The 20,809-nt window shown below is 67.4% G+C and carries 15 protein-coding genes, 1 pseudogene and 2 CRISPR repeat arrays; of the genes and pseudogenes, 2 read left to right on the plus strand and 14 right to left on the minus strand.

What is annotated here, in order from left to right; genetic code table 11:
- Nucleotides 1-179 precede the first annotated feature (179 nt).
- Nucleotides 180-1,040: a poly-gamma-glutamate hydrolase family protein gene (locus tag OG709_RS10240; protein ID WP_329165718.1), complete on the plus strand. Its 861-nt coding sequence runs from the start codon at nucleotides 180-182 to the stop codon at nucleotides 1,038-1,040.
- A gap of 366 nt (nucleotides 1,041-1,406) precedes the next feature.
- Here the strand turns inward: OG709_RS10240 and OG709_RS10245 are convergent.
- The 10 genes from OG709_RS10245 to cas3 form a co-directional block, all read right to left on the minus strand.
- Nucleotides 1,407-2,617, minus strand: a protein-coding gene (locus tag OG709_RS10245) for an IS3 family transposase (RefSeq protein ID WP_266624355.1) whose coding sequence is annotated in 2 segments (ribosomal slippage) — nucleotides 1,407-2,326 and nucleotides 2,326-2,617 — 1,212 coding nt in all. Because the reading frame shifts where the segments join, the coding sequence is not laid out codon by codon here.
- 263 nt (nucleotides 2,618-2,880) lie between these two features.
- Nucleotides 2,881-3,606: a hypothetical protein gene (locus tag OG709_RS10250; RefSeq protein WP_329165722.1), complete on the minus strand. Its 726-nt coding sequence runs from the start codon at nucleotides 3,604-3,606 to the stop codon at nucleotides 2,881-2,883.
- Nucleotides 3,607-3,734: 128 nt separating this feature from the next.
- Nucleotides 3,735-4,375: a CRISPR direct-repeat array (repeat unit 29 nt; unit sequence CGGACCATCCCCGCGGGCGCGGGGGCAAC).
- Between the two features lie 18 nt (nucleotides 4,376-4,393).
- Nucleotides 4,394-4,702 carry a type I-E CRISPR-associated endoribonuclease Cas2e gene (gene cas2e, locus OG709_RS10255; protein ID WP_131122859.1) on the minus strand — a complete coding sequence of 103 codons (309 nt, stop codon included), beginning with the start codon at nucleotides 4,700-4,702 and terminating at the stop codon, nucleotides 4,394-4,396.
- On the minus strand, nucleotides 4,699-5,706 hold the full coding sequence (gene cas1e, locus OG709_RS10260) for a type I-E CRISPR-associated endonuclease Cas1e (protein ID WP_266645074.1): 1,008 nt from the start codon (nucleotides 5,704-5,706) through the stop codon (nucleotides 4,699-4,701). Before cas1e ends, cas2e begins: the two co-directional genes overlap by 4 nt.
- A gap of 5 nt (nucleotides 5,707-5,711) precedes the next feature.
- Nucleotides 5,712-6,464 (minus strand): type I-E CRISPR-associated protein Cas6/Cse3/CasE, encoded by a 753-nt coding sequence (gene cas6e / locus OG709_RS10265; RefSeq protein WP_266645072.1) that lies wholly within the window; start codon nucleotides 6,462-6,464, stop codon nucleotides 5,712-5,714.
- Between the two features lie 5 nt (nucleotides 6,465-6,469).
- On the minus strand, nucleotides 6,470-7,270 hold the full coding sequence (gene cas5e, locus OG709_RS10270; protein ID WP_266643307.1) for a type I-E CRISPR-associated protein Cas5/CasD: 801 nt from the start codon (nucleotides 7,268-7,270) through the stop codon (nucleotides 6,470-6,472).
- Complete coding sequence (gene cas7e / locus OG709_RS10275) at nucleotides 7,267-8,421, minus strand: type I-E CRISPR-associated protein Cas7/Cse4/CasC (protein ID WP_266643306.1); 1,155 nt, start codon at nucleotides 8,419-8,421, stop codon at nucleotides 7,267-7,269. Before cas7e ends, cas5e begins: the two co-directional genes overlap by 4 nt.
- A 120-nt stretch (nucleotides 8,422-8,541) precedes the next feature.
- Nucleotides 8,542-9,147 (minus strand): type I-E CRISPR-associated protein Cse2/CasB, encoded by a 606-nt coding sequence (casB, locus tag OG709_RS10280; protein WP_266643305.1) that lies wholly within the window; start codon nucleotides 9,145-9,147, stop codon nucleotides 8,542-8,544.
- Nucleotides 9,148-9,275: 128 nt separating this feature from the next.
- On the minus strand, nucleotides 9,276-10,982 hold the full coding sequence (gene casA, locus OG709_RS10285) for a type I-E CRISPR-associated protein Cse1/CasA (RefSeq protein ID WP_266643303.1): 1,707 nt from the start codon (nucleotides 10,980-10,982) through the stop codon (nucleotides 9,276-9,278).
- Between the two features lie 279 nt (nucleotides 10,983-11,261).
- Nucleotides 11,262-14,150: a CRISPR-associated helicase Cas3' gene (gene cas3 / locus OG709_RS10290; RefSeq protein WP_266643302.1), complete on the minus strand. Its 2,889-nt coding sequence runs from the start codon at nucleotides 14,148-14,150 to the stop codon at nucleotides 11,262-11,264.
- Nucleotides 14,151-14,610: 460 nt separating this feature from the next.
- Nucleotides 14,611-15,249: direct repeats of the CRISPR family, unit length 29 nt; unit sequence CGGACCATCCCCGCGGGCGCGGGGGCAAC.
- Nucleotides 15,250-16,238: 989 nt separating this feature from the next.
- On the opposite strand from cas3, the gene OG709_RS10295 reads away from it, so the two are divergent.
- Nucleotides 16,239-16,685 (plus strand): SRPBCC family protein, encoded by a 447-nt coding sequence (locus OG709_RS10295; RefSeq protein ID WP_250304060.1) that lies wholly within the window; start codon nucleotides 16,239-16,241, stop codon nucleotides 16,683-16,685.
- 15 nt (nucleotides 16,686-16,700) lie between these two features.
- Here the strand turns inward: OG709_RS10295 and OG709_RS10300 are convergent.
- From OG709_RS10300 to OG709_RS10315, 4 genes and pseudogenes are all read right to left on the minus strand, one after another.
- Nucleotides 16,701-17,565: pseudogene (locus OG709_RS10300) on the minus strand (IS5 family transposase).
- Nucleotides 17,566-18,171: 606 nt separating this feature from the next.
- Complete coding sequence (locus OG709_RS10305; RefSeq protein WP_329169087.1) at nucleotides 18,172-18,879, minus strand: transposase; 708 nt, start codon at nucleotides 18,877-18,879, stop codon at nucleotides 18,172-18,174.
- Nucleotides 18,880-18,933: 54 nt separating this feature from the next.
- Nucleotides 18,934-19,440, minus strand: coding sequence for a transposase domain-containing protein (locus OG709_RS10310; RefSeq protein WP_250304058.1), 507 nt, complete (start codon nucleotides 19,438-19,440; stop codon nucleotides 18,934-18,936).
- A 681-nt stretch (nucleotides 19,441-20,121) separates the two neighbouring features.
- A complete protein-coding gene (locus OG709_RS10315) occupies nucleotides 20,122-20,808 on the minus strand; it encodes a hypothetical protein (RefSeq protein WP_329165727.1) in 687 nt (228 codons plus the stop codon).
- Nucleotide 20,809 lies beyond the last annotated feature (1 nt).

Genomic DNA, 20,809 nt, shown 5'->3' on the forward strand with positions numbered 1-20,809 from the left:
GCCCTTCTCCCGCATTCCGCCTCCTCGAATCAGCCGATACAATTCCGGCCATCGGAAGGGGGATCCGACTTTTCAGTCGCGCCATCGTGTGGCATGCGCCGTCCTTCCTGCTTCCGTGCCGGGTAACCCGGCGTCGCACGCATCCGCGGATCGACCCGCACAGCGCTGAAGGAACAACGATGTCCCCGTCCCACACCAGTCGCAGAACCGTCCTCGCCTCCCTCGTGGCCTCAGCCGCAGGTGGCCCGCTCCTGACCGGCCTCGCCGCGACTCCGGCTGCCGCCGCCGGCGGTGACCTCTACGCCTCGAACTCGGACCTGTACACGAAGGCGGTCGAGGGCCAGGACTTCGCCCGCCGGTTCAAGCGGCACGAGGCCTTCGACAACGACAAGACCACCACGCCGCTTCCCCGTCTGACCAGCGTGCTGGCCATCCACGGCGGTGGAATCGAGATGGGCACTTCCGAGCTCTGCCTGGGCATAGCGGGTTACCGGCCCGACACCCTCGCCCCCGTCACCGCGGGCGCCCCGGTGCACGACTACTGGATGCTCGAAGGCCTGCGCTCTTCCAACAACGGCGAGCTGCACGTCACCGCGTCACACTGCGACGACCCGGTCGCACGGTCCATGGCCGCCGGCAGCGCCAATGTCCTCAGCCTGCACGGCTGCACCGCGGCTCAGGCCGGCGCGCCCACGGGTCAGCCGAAGGCGGTCGTGGTCGGCGGCATCAACACCCGTCTCCGCCAGCTGCTGTCCGCGAAGCTTCGCGGCGCGGGCTTCCAGGTACTCGACGGTGACCCGGAGGACATCAACGGCAACCTGCCGGAGAACATCTGCAACCGCACGCTGACGGGCGAAGGCGGCGGCCAGCTGGAGATCACCACCGAACTCCGTCAGAGTCTCTTCGGCAACTACTCCGGTGCGAGCAACCGTGCGGCCACCACCAACGCGGACTTCTGGAAGTTCACCAATGCCTGCCGTGACGCAATTGCGGCGATGGAGACCGAACAGCTGGCGCGCAAGAGCCTCTTCGTCTACTGAGAAAAACTGCGGGCCTACGCGCGACCGCCACTTGACGGTCAGCGAGGGCTTCAGGTTGCCGACTGATCGGCGTGATTCGTGCAGCCGGGTTCAAACATCGATGCTTGCCTGGGCGACGAGTGGCGGCGGGGGCGGCGCACAGGTACGGATCGAGGCTCTCTTCCTGCGACGAGTTCGCGTTCAACGCCACCTGCAACAGGGGCGGGATACCCTCGCTCGCGGGTGACCTGAACCCGGGCAGCAGCGGGGACGCCTGCGTGCAGACCCTTGCGGGCAAGCAGGGCAGCACCGTTCACCCATTCAACATCGACGGCCACACGCCGACGTGGAAAGAGGTCGGGCCTTGACCCCGGATGTTGAACACGTCTATGCGGCTTGGGTCAGGGTAGTTGCTGCTGCTTGGACGGCGTTCTCGTAGGCAATCGGAGACCGCTGACCGAGGCGGGAATGCCGGCGCCGGGTGTTGTAGCGGGTCAGCCAGCGGAAGGCGTCGAGCCTGGCCTCACGCTCGCTCGACCAGGCTTTGCGGCCTTTGAGCGTCTCCCTCTTGAAGGCGGCGTTGAAGCTTTCCGCGGCAGCGTTGTCGGCGCTGGACCCGATCGCGCCCATGCTCTGCCGGACCCCAGCTGACCTGCAGAGTTCCGCGAAGGCCCTGCTCGAATATTGAGATCCGTGGTCGGTGTGCATGATCACTCCGGTCAAGTTTCCGCGGGTCCGCTCGGCGGCCGTGAGGGCGTCGATGACGAGTTCTGTCCGCATGTGGTCAGCGATCGCCCACCCGGCGAGCCGACGTGAGGCGAGGTCGATGACGGTCGCGAGGTAGAGCGGCTTCGCGCCGCTGACCGGCAGGTATGTGATGTCGCCGACGTACTTTCTGTTGACTGCGGCCGCGGTGAAGTCACGGCCGATCAGGTCTGGCGCCTTCGCTGCGGTCTGGTCCGCGACGGTGGTGCGGTGCCGGCGGCGCAGACGGACTCCCTCGAGCCCGATGGACCGCATGATCCTCGCGACGCGCTTGTGGTTGACCACCGGGCCGCCCTCGTCGCGGAGTTCTGCGGTGATCCTGGGGGCTCCGTAGGTGCCGTCGGAGTCTTGGTGGACCTTGCGTATCCGGGCCGCGATCCCGGCTTCGACGGTCTGGCGGGCCGCTCTCGCGGATGCGGTGCGGCGCCAATAGTAGAAGCTCGAGCGGGCCAGGCCGAGGATGTCGCAGAGCCGCTTCACGCCGTGTCGGCGCTGGTGATCGTCAACGAACTGGTAGCGGTTCACCAGCGCGTCTCCGTCGCGAAATACCGGGCCGCCTTGCGGAGAATGTCCCGTTCTTCCTCGAGCTCACGGATCCTCTTGCGAGCGGCGGCCAGCTCCGCCTGAACAGCGTCGCCGCCGGTCTGCGAAGCGGCCGGCGGTGCGGAGTGGGCGCCGGGCCGGCGCCCGTCGGCGGCCCGGATCCAGTTCCGCAGCGTCTCGGTGTTCACCCCGAGATCACCGGCGACGGACTTGATCGTCGCTCCCGGCCTCGATCGGTACAACGCGACCGCATCCGCTTTGAACTCGGCGGGGTAATGCTTCATCCCCACGGGGACTCCGTTCTCCTGGACCATCAAGATCCAAGTGTCTCCGGTGTCCAAAACCCAGGGTCAAGGCCCGTCTGCGGACGGTCCGCGATCCCCAGGAACGACAACAGCGGTTCGACAGCCGGTTTCGGGGACTTCAACGCGAACCAGCGACTGCTGAACCGTGACCCGTACCGGCTGAACACGAACACGGGCTCGGCGCGCTCCGCCGACAGCACGACCGTGAAGTGCACCATGACCACGAAGAACCAGTAGCACCAACCCGCTCACAGGAGGCGCCGCGCCGAGAAGGCGCGGCGCCTCCTGGCCGCTACCGGTTCACACCGGCGAGGGCAGGTGCACCGCGGGCAGCAGCCCCAGCTCGATCTCCCGACGCGGCAGCAACAGCCCGAGATGCTCGCCCACCGCCACGAACAGCCGCTTCGCCAACTCCTCGTCCTGTCCTCAGGGTTCTCGGGGTCCTCGCAGCCGGGGAAGGTGTCCCGCACCGCCCCGGCCCGGCGCATGGCCGCGTCCAGCGCGGCAAACGTCCCGAACCGGTCCCCGGGCGGGACCGCGGTCTCCAACAGGCTGTCACCAGGCTCGCCGGAACTCACTTCGCCGGCTGCGTCAACGCAGCACACCCACGGGGACTCGTGCAGGAAGCGGTCCAGGCAGACAAGTTCGTCACCCTGCTCCACCAAGGTGTCCTGGCCCAGCCGGTCGAGGAAGACGAGGTGCCAGGTGGACCGCTCGACCTCCAGGACATACGCCCACTCGCCGTTCCGGCCGAACGTCGCCACGCTGTCACATGGGCTCACGCTCAGCCTGTCGAAGTCCTTGAACTGTGCCGGCCGTTCGGCCATGCCGCGGTCGGCGCCGAGGCGCACCACGAAGTCCACCGGATCCACGCCACGCACCGCCGTGAGGCTGATGTCCGAGAGCATCCCGTGCTTGACGATCGCACCGCTGTACCAGTGCTCACCGATCCACGCCAAGCCGTTGTCCGTCACCGTGGCAGCCCCTCTCTTCCGACTTCGCGCACACGTCACTGACCTCGGCTCGGCCGGGTGATCTGCCGTGAAGCCCGGTCCGCCAATGAGGCCGCTACCAGTAACGGACTTAACGCCTGCTGAAGCCCCGGACCATCCCCGCGGGCGCGGGGGCAACTTTTCACCTCCATGGTGGCTGCCGAGAAATACAAGGACCATCCCCGCGGGCGCGGGGGCAACCCGCCAACACCTTCATGGCCGTGGCCTGCGCAAGGACCATCCCCGCGGGCGCGGGGGCAACGCGGAGCCGGCCGACGTGAACAACGAACGCACCGGACCATCCCCGCGGGCGCGGGGGCAACCTACGCGGCATGGGGTAGTGGCGGTGACCCGGCGGACCATCCCCGCGGGCGCGGGGGCAACGCCGCATGTACTTCTTGACTGGCATATGGGCCCCGGACCATCCCCGCGGGCGCGGGGGCAACCCCGGGTCCGTGAAGAGGTGAACGCCTTCAACCGGACCATCCCCGCGGGCGCGGGGGCAACTTCGTCTTGGTCGTGGCCGGTCGGGAAGACCTCGGACCATCCCCGCGGGCGCGGGGGCAACACAATCAGGGGCCAGGTGCTGCCGTCCGGCTCCGGACCATCCCCGCGGGCGCGGGGGCAACCTCAGCGGCGCAGAGCCGGGCGATCTGGTGTACGGACCATCCCCGCGGGCGCGGGGGCAACGAAACCAGCAGCCCCGGGCGCCACATCGATCACGGACCATCCCCGCGGGCGCGGGGGCAACACTTGCTGAGCTGGGGCTTTACCTGGCGGGGTGGCTGTTTTCGTTTAGTTGTTTTTTGGGGCGGGCTGAGAGGATCAGCCCGTCGAAGTCGACGGGCTGCCAGCGGTCTCGGCCTGCGGTGCGTACGGCCCATCCCTGTTCGTTGGCGGCGGGTTCGATGAGGATGGCCTGGCCGTCACCGATGCGGGTGGCCAGGAGTTCCCAGAGGCGGTCTCGGATGCGGCGGCTGGGGTTGCCGACGAATACACCGGCGCTCGCTTCGACCATCCAGCGTGTGAGGTGTCCGCGCAGGCCTTCTGGGGCGGCGATGAGGATGATTACGGTCATGATGTGGATTCGGTGTCGTTGATTTCGGGTCCGATGACCGCGATGTGGTTGTCGGTCATTCCGTGCGCCGAAAGGTCGGTGTGGCTGGCGTAGTTGGTGCCGCCCGGGACCGTGCCGAGGTGCTCGTCCCACAGGAGGTTGGCTTCGGGGTCGTCGAAGTCTGTTCCTTCGGGGGTGAGCAGGTTCTTGACGTCGGTGACGATGCGGCTGAGGAGCTTGTCGCGCGCGATGAGGTCGCGGAGGCCGAGTCGGGCGTCGCGTTCTTCTGTGAGTCCCTGTGCGGCAAGGTCGAAGGCGAGCGGGATGGTGTACTCGGCCTTGTAGAGGTCGGCGATGTCCAGGACGAAGGATGTGGCTTTGCCGGTGTGGACGAAGCCGAGTCCTGGACTGGCGCCGAGTCCGATGATGACGGCGTGGCAGATGCCGTAGAGGGCGGCGTTGGCGGCGGACAGCAGGCGGTTGAGGTCGTCGCCTGCTGCGAAGGCGTCGCCCGCTTTGTAGACACGGCCGTTCCAGGTGACTCCGGTGCGGTCCGCTTGTGCACGGTAGTACTTGCGGATGCGGGAGCCTTCACGACCGCGGAGTTGCTGCATGGTCTGGGTGGAGACGTCCTCACCGGGGAAGCGCATGCTGTACATGGCGCGGGCGACGGCGAGGCGCTCCTTGGGGCGGGTGACCAGCCAGGCCTGACGGTGCAGGAGGCCGGCACCCCGGCTGGGGCCGAGGCCGGCTGCGTACATGCGGACGCCTTGTTCGCCGACCCAGCACACGGTGGTGCCGGAGTCGGCGAGCAGCCGGATGGCGCCGTGGGTGACGCGAGTACCGGGGCCGAGGAGCATGACGGCCACCATGGCCGCGGGTACCCGGACGGTCTGCTGCTTGTTGATGATGACGACGGCGTTCTCGTCGCGGTCCAGGTGGCTTCGCTCGACGTAGACGCTGGAGACGCGGTCGACAAGACGGTGCAGATCCTGGGGGTCGGCTTTCCACCAGATATCGGGCACGGTGTTCATGCCCTTTCGGGGAGCGGGGCGAGGGTGAGCAGTCCGCATCCGTAGGCCTTGGAGGGGCCGATACCGGCCAGGAGGCGCTCGGCGAGGAGAGCGGGGTCGGTGACGCGCAGGCGTCCTTCGAACGTCACGGAGTTCATGACGACGTGAGATTCCTTCGCGGTGACGGGCCCTTTACTGAAGGAGCGGCGCTGCCGGGTCGTGATGCGGATGTCGCGCGGTGGTTCACCGTCCGTGTCGCGGGTTCCGTCGAGGTGGGGTGCGGTGGGGACGTCGAAGCCCCAGCGTGCGGTACGGGTGAGGAACCAGCTGAGTTGAGCTGCGGCGGTGCGGTGGCCGAGGCGGAAGCTGCGCCGGTCTCCGGCTTCGATGCGTTCCTGTTGACGCGCCGTGAGTTTGTCGGGCCGGTTGCTGTTCTGGACGGGGTTGGCGGTGAGGCGGAAGGCGAAACTGCGGCCCGGTGCCAGTTGCTGCAGAAGCGGGGCGTAGTCGCGTACGGCGTAGTGCTCGCCGTCGGCGCCGGGCCATCCTGCCTGTTCGACCAGGTGGGTCCAGTCCGGCTTGTCCGTGGTGAGGACGAAGAGCTGGGGGCGGTGGGGGTTGTCCGGGTCGAGCCGCCACAGGGTGCGTTCCTGGTCGGGTGGGCCGGGGAGGCCCCCTTGGACCGCGGCGTGCATGGCGCGCGGGCTGGCGAGGAGCTTGCGGCTCTCGGCGCGCAGGGGGTTGATGCGGATGCGGGAGAGATACGGCATGTCGGTCACCAGCCCAGGAGGGCGAAGGGGTCGTGGCCGCCGGTGGTCGGGGGCCGTGCGGGGTCGGGTGTGAGGCCGGTAGGGGCTTCGAGGTAGGTGTGCCGGGTACGGCGGGTGGTGAAGGTTCGGCTTGTCGGGGCGAAGGACAGGGGAACGTCGTCGCGGACTTCGTCTCCTGCCGGGTCGTCGAGGGTGGCCGGGAGGCCGATGTGCGCGGCATTGCCGTTCTCGCGCCCCCACCGCTTGCGTACTGCGGGGGTGGCCTGCCACGGCTCCGCACGCAGCACGTCCTCAAGCGAGCCGGTGCGCTGTCCCAGGGCCAGAGGCTGTGCGGGTACGCAGGATCGGCGGCCGAGGGCGAGGGGGAAGGCCGGGTGGCGTACGGCGTGTTCGAGAGTGGTGATGAGCTCTTCAGGGCCTTCCACGGCTGCGAGGAAGACGGCGTCCTGGAGGTAGAAGCGCTGGGTGATGTGTGTGTGCTTGGCGGGTGAGGTGGGTTTCTGCAGGCCCTTGGCGGTCACGGCGGATGAGAGGAGCGGCCGACCTCGGTAGTCGCTGACAGTGTGGTAGTCGCGCAGGATGCTTCCGGGCTGATCGATACGGATACCGAGGCCGAGCCCGGCGAGGTCGTCCAGGGCGGCGTAGCGAGAGCGGCCGGTGGCGGCGGCGAGGAGTCCCACGACTCCGGATTTTGTGGGTTCGGGCCGGGTTTCACGGCGGTTGAAGGTGCTGCGGTCGCCCCATGACTGGAGCGGGGCGGCGAGCCGAAGCAGGAGGACAGAAGCTGTGTGGTCGGGGGGTGTCATGCCCGTTCTCCCAGGGCGGTGGTGATGCGGGCGCGCAGGGTGGTGCGCAGGTCGGCGAAGGCGACCGGTTCACCGAAGGCCTGGGTGAGGGTCTCGGCGGTGTCCTTGGCGCGGGCTTCGCCGGTGGTGAAGGTGTGGCTGGCCGCTCCGTAGAGAGGAGTGTCGCCCCATACCTGTGTGGCGGTGATGTGCTCCTCGGCGAGACGGCGGGCGGAGTTCGCCTGGATGCCGGCTTCCGCCGCGACGGGCTCTTCGAAGGCGGAGACCAGGTTGACGGGCTGGTCGGTGCGCACGATGACCGCGACGAGGCTGGGCCGGGTGCGGTGTGCGAAGGAGTTCTGGTAGCCGGTGGGGGCGGACAGGGCGAAGCTGTCGACGAACCGGTCGAGGGCGTCGAGGGCGGCTTCGGTGTCACCGCCGAGGTTGTCGGTGAGCTGGGCGAATCCGACAGTGGCGTAGCGGTAGAGGGTGGCGGAGTTGAAGCCGATGGTACCGATCATCCCGGCGCCGGTCTCGTCCTGTTCGTTCTGGTCGTCGACGGCGGTGAAGTAGTCGAATTCAAGCTGCGTCTCGTGGGTGGAGATCGCGTGGGCCACCTGTACGGCGGCGTCGACGTTGAGCTTGGGGATGTCGGCGACCATGCGGCCGAACAGGGCGACGCCCACGGGGTGTCCGGTCGTGAAGCTCTCTGCGACGGGCAGTTCCTTGACTGCTTCGGCGAGGGCTTTTTCGTCCAGGGCGGCAAGGTCGGTGGCGCGGTCCGTCACAAGAGCGGCCACGGCGTCGAGCTGGGCGTTGCCGTAGAAGAGGAGGTAGGCGGTGTCACCAGCCTTCTTGCCCTGGCTCAGGCCCAGTTGGGCCAGCAGGCAGGTGGCGATCCGCCCGGCGTCTTCGCGGTCCAGGCCGGTGTTCTGCGAGATCCGGGTGCTGAGTTCGTTGGTGATGCGCTTGGTGCGGGTGGCGCGGTCGGGCTCAGGGGCCTGGGCGTCGAAGTGTCGGCGGGACGCCCGCTTCCATGCCTGGGAGGAGACGCGGGAGCGGCGGACTCCGCCGTAGGTGGCTTCCTTGGGGTTTCCCTGATCGTCCCGGTTGAGGTTGGCCGGCGGGACGGTCTGGACGACGTGCACGTCGATGTAGAGGCGCTGGGTCATCGGGTTGCTCCAGGTCGTGTGAGTGAGCGGTAGTCAGTCGGTCTGTGGTCGGCGTGTATGCACGCGCGCAAGCCGGAGAATGACGTCTGCGGAAGGAGCGGACGCCAGGTGTGGTGAGGGTCAGCGGCCGGATCGCGGAGCCGTCGACTTCTGGGTCCAGCCGTAGTAATCCAGGCCCCAGCGGCGGCGCACGCGGGAGCGTGATTCGGGCCGGTTCCAGTCGTGGATGTCGGAGACCAGCCGGTTGTAGTCAAGGGGCTGCTTGATGTCCTTGAGCTGAGTGACCAGGCCGCGCACCCGCAGTTGGAGCGCTGCCGTCGACGTAGCGGAGAACGCCTGCTGGAAGCGGGAATCTACTGCCTCGTCACTGGTGCGGTCGTGACGCCGGAGCACAAGCATGGCCCGGCCGAGGCCGACTCCGTCGCGGTGCATCGGCCGGTCCTGGCTCTGCTGGTGCAGCCCGTAGAGAGCGAGCGCCATGTGCTCGGCTTCCTGCTCGGCCGAGACCTCCCCGCGGCGGGCGGCGAAGTCGTCGACCGGGCAGGTGTAGAACGGGAACATCTCCAGCACAGTTCCGGCGGGACGGCCCAGACCTCGGCGCAGGACCGCGAGGTCCTCGCCGGGCGGGCGTTTCTCCGCCGCAGTGCCGTTCTTACGGCGCCAGGCGCCGTCCGCGGCGATGTAGCGGTGCCAGATTCTCTGCTTCGTGAAGTCTTCTTCGGTCATGGCCTTGTCCAGACGTGATGAGGGACTCTGTGTCGCAAAAGGCATGCGGGGACGCCCGGGAGGGCAAGGCCGGATGGCCCCGGCCATGGCATGGCGGATGCAGGGCACCTCGCAAGGTGTGCCGTCGCCTACTGGCCGTCAGGGTCGTGGCGGTTCCGCCGATCGGCGTCGGCCCGGTGGAGGATCTCCGCACGGCGCTTGAGGAAGAAGGCCTCGGCCAGCGAGACGCGATGCGTACGTTCCGGCTTTCCCTCTCCCTGGGAGACGCTTCTCCCCAGAAACGCTCCGACGGGCACCGCCTGCAGGAGGCGGTCAGCGACCTCCCAGCTCCGGCGCCAGGCAAGCTGCTCCCAAGCGAGCTGGCCCGCCTCGATCCGCTCCAGGTCCTCCACCCCCCTCATCCCCGTCAACAACCGCCGCACCAGCGGGTCCAGGGCGTGCAGGACGAGTTCGCCGGACCGCTGCCCCTTGTCCCAGGGGATCGGTTCGGCGCCCAGAGCACGCCGCAGGTCAGCCGAGAGATGATTGACGGCCGTGGCCAACTGCTCTGTCTGCTCCGCGACTTCAAGGAGTGCCGAGCGGACGTCACTGTCTGCTTCCAGCGCGGCCAGTGGGAGGGGCAACGCGTCGAACATCACGTCGTCGATGACGGCCGACTGATTGCCGTACGCAACACCGGAGAGTTCCACACGCAGCGGATAGGCCTCGCCGAGGTCGGCCGCCAGGGCGCCGGCCTGGTCCAGGAGCTTGCTCGTGGCGAACCCGCTCGTCTTCTCCCCGGCATCCCGGGACTGCCGCTCGGGTGCCAGGAGCGCATCGAGCCCGCGCCACGCAGCCTTCCCGGGCTGGAGACGCAGAGGACGGCGCGGCGGCGCGGTGCCACCTTTACTCCTCCCCGCGCTCCGGCCGCCGGTCGGCTCCACACGCCACATGGTGTGCGGCTCGGTTTCGGGTGTGTGAGGCATCCGGTCCCCCGCAGCGACCAGTACGCGCGTCACCCGCAGGCCTTCATCGGTCGCTTCCGGGAAGAGCCGAATCCGGCGGGACTGCCAGGTCCAGAGGTCCAGGAGCCCTTCGGGTACCCGCACCTCCCACTGGGGGGTGCCGACCGAGCGCAGATCCGCGGGCTCGCGCCGCCTCCACTGCGGCAGGTCGGTCGACGTCGGCGAAGCCCCGACCGGGAGGTTCAACAGCAGTGTCTCGAACAATGTCCTGCCGACCAGCAGGGTGACGCCCATCTGCCCGAGAGGCCCGGTCGGATTCCCCGTGCTCTTGCCCGCCTTCGCTTTCGGGTCGCCCACAGCACCCGTTTTGATCGCTGCGGTGTCCCAGCACTGCGTGTGCAGCAGCCAGTGCGCCGCCTGCGCCGGAGTCAGCGAGAAGACGTCGCCCTCCGTGCGTGAGGCGAACAGCGGCACGTTGTTGCCGGTGGCCGCGGTCGCCACGATCAGTCCGGCATTCTTCGTCTCGCCCTTCGCGGTACGCAGCCCGGCTACCTGCCCGAAGGGCTGCGCCGGATCGAACAGGTCGAACAGGTCGCGCTGCGCGTCCAGGTACGCCTCAAGCCTGCGACGTTGCTCCTGCGACCACCGCCCCGTGGAGAACCAGTTCATCCACTCGCGCTCGTCGGCCGGACGGCCCAGGGCGTCGAGGACCACGGGCAGTAAGGCCTGCCGGAACACGGCCGGCCTCTGTGTGGGAACATCAACCGCCAAATCGCCGAACTCGTGCGCCTCCAACAACGCAGTACGCAGCGAACGTTCCTCTGCCGGCCCCCCTGCGGCCGGCGGTAAGAGCAGCCAGGGATCGTCCGTCAGGGAAAAGCCATGAGCCATCAGTCCCCCTCAATGAAAGCTTCTATGTTTAACGCTAGCAGCGGGAGTGAGGCGCCCGCATGCGTTCTCCACAACCAGGTGCAACAATCCGGCCGTTGACCCTCCAGCCGCCGGGCCACCATGGCCGGACTGCGGGGATGATCCCCTTCTCTGTTTGCACAGCAGATCGGGACTCACGTCGCCCCCGCGCCACGCGGGGCACCGAGCCGCCGGGCGCCAGCCCGGCGGCTCTCCACACTCTTGAGCCCAACTGCAGCCGCGCAACCGGCCACGGGCCCTCTACACCTGCCGGAGCCCGAACTCGTCGTCGTACGACACCGTGAAGTCGCCCAGTTGGGCCCTGCGCGAATCGTCCAGCACCAGAGCACGACTCCGGCGCAACCACGGATGCCCGTGCCAACCGGGCAACGGCCCGAACTCCAGGGCAGCTTGTGTGAACTTCGATGGCAACCGCACCACCGAGCCCAGCACCTCGTCCAGCACGTCCGGCGCCACATCGCCATTGACGCTCAAGGCTCGCCCGGCCAGTGTCCGGAAGACCGCATCGCCCTCATCCCGGACCACCAGGACGACCTCGACGGATTCATCACCGTCGCGAACCGCCGCCTGCAACGAACCCTCGTCGCTGCCCGCGGTGGATCCGCCGTAGTGCAGACCTGCCAGCGTCCGCCTCTCGTGCTCACCGTGTGGGGTCAGCAAGAACTGCTGCGCCTCCTCGGCACGGGCCCGGTCCCGGTCCGCCTGCTCCCGGCAGGCAACCTCACCGGCCTCCTGCCACGCCTCGGGCAGCAGCGACTCATCCGCCCCGTACACCTTCCCCACCAGCCCAGGCACATCTCCCGGAATCGACCACGCCTCGCCCTCGCCAGGCAGCACAGCAGCGGTTCGCAGCAGCAGATGACGCCCGTAGATCATCTCGCTGGCAAACCCGAACGCCGGTTCGCGGCCCTCACGCGGCTCGAACCCGGTGACGAACACCCGTGGCACGCGCAGCCTGTCCGGGCGCCACGTGTCCTCATGCCGGTGCAGCCGTCCTATGCGCTGCAGCAGAAGATCGACGGGGGCCAGATCCGTGACCAGCATGTCGGCGTCGACGTCAAAGGACTGCTCAGCGAGCTGAGTTGCCACGAGAATCAACCGGCCGCCCCGGGGCCGCGGCGTCCGCGGGCCCAGTAGACGCAGACTCTCCTCCGTCAGATCGGCACGCCGGGCAACAGTGAAACGGGCATGCAGAAGGCGTACTTCGTCTTTGCCGAACCGCCCGCGCAGCTCCTCGTAGAGACTCTGCGCCCGCGCAACTGAGTTGCGGATGACGAGCGCGGTCCCTCCGTCGACGAGTTCACTCGCCAGCAGGTCCCCCACCCTCGCATCCGCGTCACCCTGCAACTGCCTCCGCTCCTCACGCGAGGACCGAGCACCGAGCACCGTCTCGGGCACCACCCGCACCGCCACGCCGAGGTCCTCGCGCCAACTGCCCGCAGCATCCACATGAACCTGCGGCTCCCCCGAGGCGGGCGACCATGCCACCGTGACACTCGGGTACCCGGGCGGTTCAGGCACCGCGACCCGGAGCTCTTCACGTGACGCCGCACCGGCCAGATACGCCTCGACCAATGCCTGGCGCTGCGCGGGGGCAAGCGTCGCCGACAGGACGAGCACCGGCACCCCGGCCTGGCCCAGCCAGCGCAGCGCCTCCCGCAGAAACTGGCTCATGTAGACGTCGCACGCGTGCACTTCGTCCAAAATCACGACCTTGCCCGCCAAGCCCGCCATCCGCAGCATCACATGCCGCGTTCGGGTAGCCGCGTACAGCAGCTGATCGACCGTACCGACCACGAACGGGGCCAGCAGCCCACGCTTCGGCCCCAGAAACCACTCGGCAGGCGCCTGCCGCTCCGGCACGCCGCACACCTCAGGTCCGACGCCGTACGGGTCGTCGTCCAACCCGAACTCATCCACCCCGCAGAACGCCCCGTCCGCATACACCTCCGCGTCCTCCAGCAGAGCCTTCCACTCCCGGTTGAACGCCCTCTTGCCGTGCAGCAGCACCACCCGGGACGCGAGTTGCCCTTCGATCGCCTCCACCCATCGACGCGTGCGGGTGAACATGGGATCGCTGGTCGCCTGCGTCGGCATCCCCACGAACACACCATCCGCGCCGAACCTGGCCGCCAGGACTTCCGCCGCAGCCTGAGCAGCCTCCGTCTTCCCCTCACCCATCGGCGCTTCGACCACCACAAGCCCCGGGCCGCCCATCCGGCGAACTGCCTCAACCACCATCGATTGCGAGGGCCGCGGCGCATACCCAAACCGGTCCCGGAACGCCTCTGGCCCTGGCACGTCCAGAGCACCCCAGCCGCCCTGCAGCCCCAGAGCCTTCCACGCCGACGCCGCCCGCTCGCGGGAAGCTTCCAGACTCACCAGCCGCAGATCGTCCATGCCCACGAAGAAGCGCTCGTCACTCGCGATCCAGTCCGCCATGACCACCAGGCCGCTGAGCTGCAGCTGGAACGCCCTGGACGGAACCACCACCGGCTCCACCTCATGGAGCGCCCCGAACCCGAGCTCCCGGGTGAACACATCCAGCGAAGCCTGCTGAACCCGACGCCACACCCCCCTACCCCGCAACTGCCCCTTCGCCGAACGAGGCTCCTGCACATCCCGAAGCGAGGGAAACGCACCGTGATGCCCAGCCACCAACGGCCACACCCAGTCCAACTGCTCCGTATCCCACCCAGCCTCGGCCAGCAATTCTCGCGCCATCAGCCCGCCGGCCCAGTCGTGACGCCACCGCTTCTGCTGCTTCGCCCCCGACACAGCAGCGGTCTCAAGCCACGTCAACCCCGCCCGAAGCACAGCCTCCGCGCCCTCCGGCCATAACCGCTGATGCGCCGGCGTCGCCTTCCCGCAATCGTGAACCCCGCACAACCACGCGAACAGCCGCCGCCCCTGCCCCGGTCCACCAGCCATCTCGTCCAGCGCCGACCGCGTCGAACGCGCAAGGAACCCGTCCCACAGCAGCTCCGCAACCGCAGCAGTATCCAGAAGGTGCGCCATCAGAAGGTTCGTGGTGCCGCCTGCCCGCTCCCGCGACTTCCCCCAGAGCGTCTCCAGCGCCCGCACCACAAAAGGTTCGTAACGTCCACTCAGCTCCCGAACATCCACCATGCCTCCACGCGCTCATCCAGAACTGAGCACCAGAGCGTAGAGGCCACCACTGACAAGAGACTTGGCCTGCGGAAACGCCGAGAGCCCGGAACCTGAGATGCCGCGACTCTCCCAGGCCTTGAACAAGCACGCTGGCGCTCGTGGGGCACCCCGTGGGCCAAGGCGATATGCGGTCACACTCGTGGCACAACGCCCGACGTGTCCTCAACCCGGGGTGGCGCCGTTCCCGTCCTGCTGGAAGATCCCCCGCGGGCGCGGGCAACTTTGAACGGCCACCAGAGGACCGGACACGGCCCGGACCATCTCCGCAGCTCGTGACTACGCAGCCCCGTCCGACCTCAAGGAGTATCCCCACGGACACAGGGCCGACAAGGAGTTCAGCCATCTCCAGGTGCTCTGGCACGGGCCCCCGCGGGCGCGGGGGCAACCTCTCCGGAGCGACCCGGGACACGGCCAAGGCCGGACCATCCCCGCGGGCGCGGGGGCAACACCGGTGGCGCTCCCTGCCCGGGTGGGAAGACCGGACCATCCCCGCGGGCGCGGGGGCAACCGCAGGTCAGCGACGAAATCGGGAAAAACCCGGGGACCATCCCCGCGGGCGCGGGGGCAACCGGCCCGCTCCCACAGCGACGTCGCCGCCACGCGGACCATCCCCGCGGGCGCGGGGGCAACAGTTCCAGGTGCAGAGTCCTGAGTTGTGCGAGGGGACCATCCCCGCGGGCGCGGGGGCAACGCTCAACCCCGACCCGGCCGCGCCCTGGTGCCCGGACCATCCCCGCGGGCGCGGGGGCAACGGCCCGCCTTCCACCTGGGAGTTGTAGCCGAGCGGACCATCCCCGCGGGCGCGGGGGCAACGCGACTCCGGTAGACAGGTCAGGGCCACAATGCGGACCATCCCCGCGGGCGCGGGGGCAACACCGAAGCCGATGCCGCCGCCGGGCCGCCCACCGGACCATCCCCGCGGGCGCGGGGGCAACGGTTCCGCTGGATCGGTTGCGGGCGGAGATCGGGGACCATCCCCGCGGGCGCGGGGGCAACGTCAGTCATCAAGTCCCCCTGGATCAGCGCAACGGACCATCCCCGCGGGCGCGGGGGCAACACTTCCTGAGCTGGGACTTTACCCGGCGAAGTGGCCGTTTTCATTTAGTTGCTTTGGGGGGCGAACCGAGAGGACCAGTCCGTCGAAGTCAACGGCTTGCCAGCGGTCACAGCCTGCGGTACGGACGGCGACGACCCAAAACCGGCGGAGGCTCACAACGATGCACGCTCGCCGCACCGATTCATGGCACCCCAGCAAAGGGAAAACCACGTTTCCGCAGGTCAGAACGTTTCGCCTGACCTGCGGGCGGTGGGGCGGGTGGGACTCGAACCCAAACCGGTGACGGTTCTCACCTGCGACGATGCCGAAGAAACGGATATATAGGCCCGATTCCATCCGGCTACGTTCTCCTTGATCCAGCTCGATCGGGAGCGGTTAGGCGTTCGCCACACCAGTTTCTTTTCGCCCAGCACGACCGCCGCCCCCGAGCAGTATGGGGGCTCGGCACCCACGGCCACGGATCACCTCTGCGCTGCAACGGGATTCGAGCCTCCTTCCTCACCATTACTCGCGGCGGGCGCGATGACCCTGCGTAGCGAAAGATCATCCGGCGGAAGCACCGGGCGGGGTCAGCCGTACGCACCGGTCTGGGCCTCTGCCGTACGCCGGACCAGCACCATGCCGGGGACGACGAAAACTGGACAGAAATAACGTGACCGTGCGCCGGAGTATCCCCGCAGCCGCGGCGCCGACGCTTCCGGGGTCCCCCCACTCTCCGTGCCGAGGTGGCCGCGGGCGCGGGGGCGACGAACGGGTCGAACCGTCCGGCCCGCCGGCCGCGGAGTATTACGTCCAACGGACCTCCGGCGCGCCGGCCTTTCGGCTTGCGAAAGCGGAGCAAGCGGAACAGGGCTCATCCCGAAGGGCGCTGCCCAGACCCGGTTACAACAAGGAGGGGCGCGTCCATAAGAATTATGGACGCGCCCCTGATACCGCGATCCTAAGAGCTCGTAACAGATCACGGTGAGACGCGGTCTACCCTTGTTAGGGTGTCGCCTCTCGGTGTTACTGCTTCTTCGCACTCATCGGCATCTGCCGCCATCGTCTACGCGGCGCTCCTGGATGCAGAATCCTGGCCGTTGTGGTCCGCCTACGCCGACGTCGAGTGGGATGTGCCTGCGGGAGTTGACCGACCGGCGCGCGTGGATGACCTGCGCACCATCCGTTCCTGCACTGGGCGTGTGTGCTGCCGCGAGCGCGTCGTCGAGATGGTTCCCGACCAGCGGTTCAGCTACGAACAGGCCGCAGGACTGTTCACCTCTCATCGAGGGTCTGTGGACCTGGCCCGAGCCCCCCATGGCGGCACCGACATCACCTGGTCAGCGACCTACCGACACACCCTCCCTCTCCTGGACATGCTCAGGAGACGGCGTCTGCAGGTTTGGGTCCACGATCTCGCGTCATACACCAACTCAATCGTGAGCCGTAACTCCTAGAACTGCAGCGCAAGTTCATGATCCGATCTTCTTGAGGCGCCTCCAGCAGATGAGGCTGCAGCCCAACGAGACCAAGGCGTCGTGGAGTTCGATGCGTCGGTCCCATCGGACGGCGAGACGTTTGAACTGGTGGAGCAGGGTGAAGGTCTGCTCGACGACGTAGCGGAGCTTGCCCAGGCCCTTGATGTTCGGGGCGCCCTTGCGGGAGATGACCGGCGGGATCCCTGCGGCGCCGCAGTTCCCGGCGTACGGCCTTCGAGTCGTACGCCTTGTCGCCCAGGACAGACTCGGGGTGCCGTCGCGGTCGGCCGAGCCGGCCAGCGACGGGCGGGATGCCATCGACCAGATTAAGGGTCTGGGTGATGTCGTTAACGTTCACCGCAGTGGCGATGACTTTGAGCGGGGTGCCGCGTCCATCGCAGACCAGGTGGTGTTTGCTGCCCGTCTTCCCTCGGTCGACCGGTGTCGGCGCACTCTTTTCCGCGCGGATGTGGGAACCATCCACGCAGGCCCGGGACCAATCGAGTTCGCCGACCGCGTTCAGCTCTGCGAGCAGAACCTGATGCAGCCGGTCGAAGACCCCCGCCTCCTGCCACCGGTCCAGACGGCCGCCAGCACGTCTGACCCGAGCCGAACTCCAACTCCAGCGGTAGTAGTTGCCACGCCATGTCGTTGTAGAGGACGGAACAGGATGTCCTGTAGGCAGAGCCGATCCGGCACCGGTCTCGGCCCCGGCGACCGCTCCGGCCAAGGAGGCAGGAGCGGCTCAATCAGCGCCCACAAGTCGTCGTCCACGATCCACGGCCGATTACTCACACCATCACGAACGACCGAATCTTCACACCGGGCACGGACAACCAGCACGTTTCGCCAAGATCATGTTACGAGCGCAAAGCGTAATCAGCGACTGGTCGAGCGAGACCAGTATTCACGGATCAAAGCCAACTTCTGCTCAAGTGCGGCATCGTACCGTTTGCTAGTGAAGGTGCCGGGGACGGTAAGCGATCTTCCGCTGACCCGAACAACGCGTACGTCCCACCATTCAAAGCTACGTGACTGGTGACGCCGCTTCTCGATCTGCGCTATCTCGACCCAGGGTATCGGCCTCCGGCTCACAAGGGTCCGGAAAACTAGATGGTCAGAAGTAAGGAGCGACCTGCCGTATCCGCGCTTGACCATAGTGGAAAGCGCGATCAACCAGAACACGGCTACACCTCCGATCCACCACCAGGGCACCGTAGGCTCAGATAGTGACATCACCGCCGCTAGACCAGCACATATAAGCGTCAATCCGGCAATTCTCCACCAGATCTTACGCCGTCCGGCAGTGTCGAGAGTGATCCATGCATTGGTCATACTCGTGATGCTACAGAAACGGGCGACTGTTCAGTCTCGACTTTCGTGACGGCCCGTCGGTTTCTTCGATGGGCCGTTCCGCCTGTTGTTCGGGCTGTAGGCGGCCGGGCTTTGGGCCAAGGCCGTGAAGTTACGGGCTGATCGTGGGCGTCAAGATGTTGATGCTGAGGGTGGCCGTGTAGCTGCGTCGGTCGACCTTGAGGCTCTTGTACGCGTACCGGGACAAGGGCCGTTTCACTGCGCGAGGGCTGATGCGGAGGCGGCGGGTGGGCATGAGCTGGTCCAGGACGGCTCGGCCGATCGTTCCGACGAGGTCGATGGCGGTGTCGGCGATGATGCCCGCGGCCTGAACGATCTGATCGCGGGCGCATCGAAGCGCGACGCTGAAACTGCCGCGGTCCGGGTCCGTTCCGGGTGTGGTCTCGGTGGCGTCGGCGATCGCGATCCGCAGGACCTGGTAGGCACTGAGCAGGGCGTAGACCTCCTGGGCGATGCCGGCCCAGGTCTTCGAGCGCAGGACCCGGCGGCCCAGCATGGACTTCTTGATCGCGAAGTAGGCGCTCTCCACTTCCCACCTTTCGTGATACAGGCTGACCAGGTCGGATGCTGGGTAGCGGTGGTGGTCAAGGAGGTTGGTGGCCAGTCGGTAGAGCCCGGTCTGACGGCCCCGGCTGGTGGTGATGGTGATCTCGCACTCGATGATGCGGACCTCGAGGGCGCCGAAGCGGGAGAGGTAGGAGCCGTCGTCGAAGCGGGCCAGGACCGGTGGCTTGCGGGCGGCCGAGAGGCGAGCCAGGAACGCGGCCTCGGTGGCGGCGACCGCAGCCAGGAAACGGATTGCCGGAGAAACCCCGGTCCAGCAGGACGATCATCCCGGCGTGCAGGGAACGCGTCAGCCGCTTGCCGTAGACGGTCTCTCCGCTGGAGCGGGGGTCCGAAGGCGGCGTCCAGGACCGCGCGGGTGCCGCAGGCCACCAGGGTGGTCAGGCAGATCTGCGGGTAGCCGGAGGCTGCGTACTGGTTGGTGCCCTTGCCGAGTCGGGCCCGGTGCAGCGGGCTGTCGGGGACATCGAGGCAGGTGCCGTCGATCGCGACGGTCAGCAGACCTTTGAAACGGGCGCCGGCGGTACGGATCGCCGTGGCCGGCCCGCGCAGCAGGTCGAACAGGGCCTGCATCGGGCGGACACCCAGATGGGTCCGGGCGTCCCAGAGCGCGGGGCCGGTGACCTTCACGACCCGGTATCGCCTCCAGTGCGGCAGTGAGCTTGCGCCAGACGGCCAGGTAGCCGCAGTCCTCGAACAGGGCTGCGGCTAACAGCAGGTAGACCACGACCCGGGCGGGGATCTTCCGCAGCCGTTGCTGGACGGCACCCGTCTCGGTAAGGGCCGCATCGACCATCTCGAACGGGACGATCTGGTAGGTGCCCGGGGGCGAACAGGCCCTTAGTTACCATGATTTCACGCGTGATGACACACTGATCGGACAGCGGAGCCTCCGGTGCTGTGAACGGCTGTCTTGGTCGACTGCCAGTTCTACCGGGGCTCCGCTTCTCACATACGAGAACGCGGCAGATCAGAGCACAATCGCCAACCCACCCGGAGCCGTAACTTCACGGCCTTGGGCTTTGGGCCGCCCGGCTGGCGCGGCGGGGCGGGAGCTGGGTTCGATGGTTCCGGTCGAGGTGGTGCTGTTCGCAGGGGCGGTAAATGCTGGTCAGCTGAGGTTTGGGAGAACTTCGAGCTGCGCAAGAGCGTTGATGATCACGTCGGTCCAGGTTCGGGACCTTTCCCAGATCGAGCGCCCCGAGGCCGACAGGCATCAGTGCCACAGATGCCAGCCAGTTCCCGTCCCTGCGGACAGCACCACCTCGACCGGAACCAGTCGCTCAACGCCCTCCACCATGACCGACGGCCGAGTCATCAACCCTGCCATCAACAGCCGGAACAATCGAAACGGCCCGCCGTGGAAACCGACGGACCGTGACGAAAGATCGAGATTAATGTGCCGTGATCGAAACCCTGGCACCTCTTGCATGGTTCCGCCAGTTGAACTGTTGGAACCATCGCAGGTTATGACTAATTAATAGTCGTCCTCTGTGCGGGAGTGGCCAAGATTCCCTCCCGTCAGAGTTCCGATTCCGGCAAAGGCTACAGAGGCACCATCGGAAACACGTCCGATACCGCGCATACCTCCCTCATACGCTGATTGAAGTACCTCGCGACCGAAACCTCCTGCACTCGGAACGGCACTAAGCGAATCTGCCGATTTTGCGAGAGCAGCCCCGCCCCCAGCCAGCCCGAAGCTTACAGCGCCAATCGCGCAACTTCCCCATTGCTTAGAGAAACACGCGTCAGCTGTGGTGACGGCAGCAAGCGCAAATCCAGCTGCCACTATCCATCCGACTGGCGTGATCATAGCGGCCACGCCAAGCACCACGCCGATCCCTCCCAGGAGCGTGCTGTGCTCCTGCATGAACCCGTGTGCCGCGCTGACTCCCTTCTTCACCCATCCGAAGATGCCGTCCTTCTTGCGGCGTTCAGCTTCGGCTTTTTTCTTGGCCCGAGCGTTGGCCTGCGCCTTCATCATGTTATTGGTCTTAGATTTCCGATGCGCTGTCGCCTTCGAGGTGTTCGAGGAGCAGCTTGCCGATTGGCTGCCGCCGTAGCAGTAGCGGGGCGCGTCGATAGCGGCTGCGAGCTGTTTGGAGCGTGCGCGTCCGGCTTTGCTGTTGTGGTCGGGCTGTTCGGATGCGCAGCTGGCGGACATG

Source organism: Streptomyces sp. NBC_01267, from assembly GCF_036241575.1.
Lineage (GTDB): Bacteria > Actinomycetota > Actinomycetes > Streptomycetales > Streptomycetaceae > Streptomyces.

What these genes read in the sequence shown, in the direction of transcription:
- OG709_RS10240 (WP_329165718.1), top strand. Translation starts at nt 180, where the DNA reads ATGTCCCCGTCCCACACCAGTCGCAGAACCGTCCTCGCCTCCCTCGTG.
- cas2e (WP_131122859.1), bottom strand. Translation starts at nt 4,702, where the DNA reads ATGACCGTAATCATCCTCATCGCCGCCCCAGAAGGCCTGCGCGGACAC.
- cas6e (WP_266645072.1), bottom strand. Translation starts at nt 6,464, where the DNA reads ATGCCGTATCTCTCCCGCATCCGCATCAACCCCCTGCGCGCCGAGAGC.
- cas5e (WP_266643307.1), bottom strand. Translation starts at nt 7,270, where the DNA reads ATGACACCCCCCGACCACACAGCTTCTGTCCTCCTGCTTCGGCTCGCC.
- cas7e (WP_266643306.1), bottom strand. Translation starts at nt 8,421, where the DNA reads ATGACCCAGCGCCTCTACATCGACGTGCACGTCGTCCAGACCGTCCCG.
- casB (WP_266643305.1), bottom strand. Translation starts at nt 9,147, where the DNA reads ATGACCGAAGAAGACTTCACGAAGCAGAGAATCTGGCACCGCTACATC.
- casA (WP_266643303.1), bottom strand. Translation starts at nt 10,982, where the DNA reads ATGGCTCATGGCTTTTCCCTGACGGACGATCCCTGGCTGCTCTTACCG.
- cas3 (WP_266643302.1), bottom strand. Translation starts at nt 14,150, where the DNA reads ATGGTGGATGTTCGGGAGCTGAGTGGACGTTACGAACCTTTTGTGGTG.
- OG709_RS10310 (WP_250304058.1), bottom strand. Translation starts at nt 19,440, where the DNA reads ATGGTCGATGCGGCCCTTACCGAGACGGGTGCCGTCCAGCAACGGCTG.
- OG709_RS10315 (WP_329165727.1), bottom strand. Translation starts at nt 20,808, where the DNA reads ATGTCCGCCAGCTGCGCATCCGAACAGCCCGACCACAACAGCAAAGCC.